Origin of the sequence: Holdemanella sp. MSK.7.32 (genome assembly GCF_024460475.1) — a bacterium.
GTDB lineage: Bacteria > Bacillota_I > Bacilli_A > Erysipelotrichales > Erysipelotrichaceae > Holdemanella.
This window is the reverse complement of record NZ_JANFYN010000090.1, coordinates 1-2,764: the sequence shown is the minus strand read 5'-3', so window position 1 is coordinate 2,764 and position 2,764 is coordinate 1. Positions and strand designations below refer to the sequence as shown.

The window sequence follows — 2,764 nt, the reverse complement described above, 5'->3', positions numbered from 1 at the left end:
TATACAATTCTATATTAACCAGAATACTTTTCTTCCTGGTTTCATAATACGAAAAGAGATATCTTTGCGATACCTCTTTTTTGGTTGAACTAAAATGTGAAATGGATTTGTTCAACCATATACATTCTAAATGATTTTCAAACGTATTCATAGACCAAAAAACGATAAATGGTCGATGAAAGAAGAGAAAATAAATATTTGTTAAAGAATTTCACATAATTCATATCCATTATGGATTTGATTCAACATTTTTTCTTTTGTTTGTTTAAATAAATCAAATTGCTTTTTAGCCTCATTCACGTTTTGATAGACCTTCCAATCTCCGACTAAGTAATAGGGCTTGTGTTCAATAAATCCAATTACATCATCTAAGGGATAACCAAGAAATACACCTATTTCATGAGGAAAGTTTTTTGTGTTAAGTCTTTTTTTGAGTTCTTGTATACACAGTTCAAAAGTATTTGGATATTGATAGGATTTTAGAAAATTTTGAACTGCATTTGAGGAAATATAGTCTTTAAGTTTGGAATTGTATACATAAATGGTGTATTGAGTTTCTTGTTCTATGAGGATAAAGAAGATCCCTTTTGAGTTGAATTGTTGATTGTATTGTTTGATAAATGATCGAATACTATCATCGTCTTTTGGAAGGTGGAACATATTGGCATATTTATATTGCTTCAGTGCAGGTGCACAATAATTGGCCAATAATGATTCAAAACGTTGTTTTGGCATAATTAAGCTCCAATCGCTTTTTTGATGTTTTCGATATCTTCAGGTGTACCAGAATTTTCTACTTTATATAGAATTTCACAACCATAATCTTCACTGATTTTATCAGCTGCCTGACAATATGCGTCACCGTAATTTGTATCTCCGGAGCAGACAACACCTTGAATCAATGTGCCATTGGCCATCAAAAAGTTTTCGACTTCAGCAGGTACATCTCCATAGCCATCTGTATAAGTAAATAAGATGTATGGTTCATCGATGCTTTCAGATCCATCATTGATGCGTAATGCATCAATACCTAATGAACTGATAATTTCTTCCACATTACCAGTACGACTTGCGAATGCATATTTCATGATTTTACCTCCTTAATAGTTAGGCATAACTAACTGTCATTAGTATAACTCTATAAGAGTTAGTTGTAAATAACTTTTTTAAGAAATTTATTGAATATGATATACTATTTCTGTTTAATGGGAGAGGTTTTATGCAAGTAAAAGATATGACGAAGGGAAATGAATTAAAGTTGATTTTTTTGTTTTCCCTACCTTTAATGCTTGGAAATATATTTCAGCAGCTATATACAGTTTGTGATACTATCATTGTTTCTAGACACCTTGGTGTGAAGGCGTTAGCAGCCATAGGATGTTCGGATTGGCTAACATGGATGGGAATTGCAGTCGTGACTGGGCTTGCCCAAGGTTTTTCAATTCCGATAGCTCATGCGTTTGGTACTCATGATAAGAGGAATGTACAAAAATGTATTTCTACTCTAGTTGTGAATGCGATTATATCAACAGTGGTTTTATTAGCCGTGATTTATCCGCTTCTACCCAATATTTTGATTTTATTAAAAACACCAGCTGATATTATGGATCGAGCTCTAGCGTATACACACGTTATTTATATCGGTTTGTTTGCAACTATGTTTTATAATGCGCTTGCCAGCATTTTACGTGCTTTTGGCAATTCGAAAACACCGCTACAAGCCATGATTATTGCCAGTATTTGTAACGTAGGCTTAGATGTACTATTCGTGATGGGACTTGAGTGGGGAATCATCGGTGCTGGTGTTGCGACAGTTATTGCACAAATTCTAGCTGGATGTTTCTGTTTATATCATGTATTAAAGTTAAAAGAATATATGCCTACATCCATTTGTAAGGATGCAACATACTATAAAAATCAATTTAGATTAGGAATTCCTATGGCACTACAAAATGTCTTGATTTCGATTGGTGGTATGGTATTAACAAGTGCCGTAAATCGATATGGAACTTATTTCCTTGCTGGATTTACAGCTATGAACAAGCTATATGGAGTGCTTGAAATTTCAGCTGTTTCTTATGGCTATGCCATGGTTACATATACGGGGCAAAATTATGGAGCACATCGTTATGATCGTATCAAGAGTGGTGTGAAAAAAGTTGTTTTATTATCTTTGGCTACTTCCATCTTGATTTCTATCATACTTTGGATTTTTGGACCATTCTTCTTATCTTGTTTTATATCAAAAACAAGTGAAGGTGCTAATGAAGCAATGACATATGGGTTGAATTTCTTACGATGTTTAACCGTTTGGCTTCCAATTTTATATATGTTACACGCCTATCGTTCTACTATACAGGGCTTATCCAATGCCTTTATTCCTATGGTATCTGGCTTATTTGAGTTATTGATGCGAATCTCTGGAGCTTTGATTCTACCTATCTATTTTGGTAAAGCTGGCCTATATCCTGTAGAAGTGTTGGCATGGATTGGTGCTGTTATAATCTTGGTTCCTAGTTATTATCACATGGAAAGAAACTTTCAAAATGTTTCAGAAAAATATTGACAAATTGTTTCGTGCAGAATAAAATACGTACATACATAAAGCGAAGGTGCTTATAGTTCATAAAATATATGAGCTGTAAGTGCCTTTTTTCTTTTGTATAAGGGAGCTAACTATATAAAATTCAAGTAGTTTTTTTATGAAATAGTTTGAAAATATAAAATAACTAGATTTTTTAGTTAGTTTTAAATTGATCTTTGA

At 33.1% G+C, this 2,764-nt stretch carries 3 protein-coding genes; 1 reads left to right on the top strand and 2 read right to left on the bottom strand.

The genetic code is table 11. The annotated features are described in order from the left end of the window. Nucleotides 1-201: 201 nt before the first annotated feature. Nucleotides 202-735, bottom strand: coding sequence for a DUF3793 family protein (locus NE544_RS11845; protein ID WP_117925574.1), 534 nt, complete (start codon nt 733-735; stop codon nt 202-204). Between the two features lie 2 nt (nt 736-737). Further along, nucleotides 738-1,088, bottom strand: coding sequence for a class Ib ribonucleoside-diphosphate reductase assembly flavoprotein NrdI (gene nrdI, locus NE544_RS11840; protein ID WP_117925575.1), 351 nt, complete (start codon nt 1,086-1,088; stop codon nt 738-740). A gap of 131 nt (nt 1,089-1,219) precedes the next feature. Here nrdI and NE544_RS11835 point away from each other — a divergent pair, with 131 nt between their 5' ends. Further along, the gene (locus NE544_RS11835; protein ID WP_256269477.1) at nt 1,220-2,566 is read left to right on the top strand and encodes an MATE family efflux transporter; all 1,347 of its coding nucleotides are present in this window, start codon (nt 1,220-1,222) and stop codon (nt 2,564-2,566) included. The last annotated feature ends 198 nt before the right edge of the window (nt 2,567-2,764 follow it).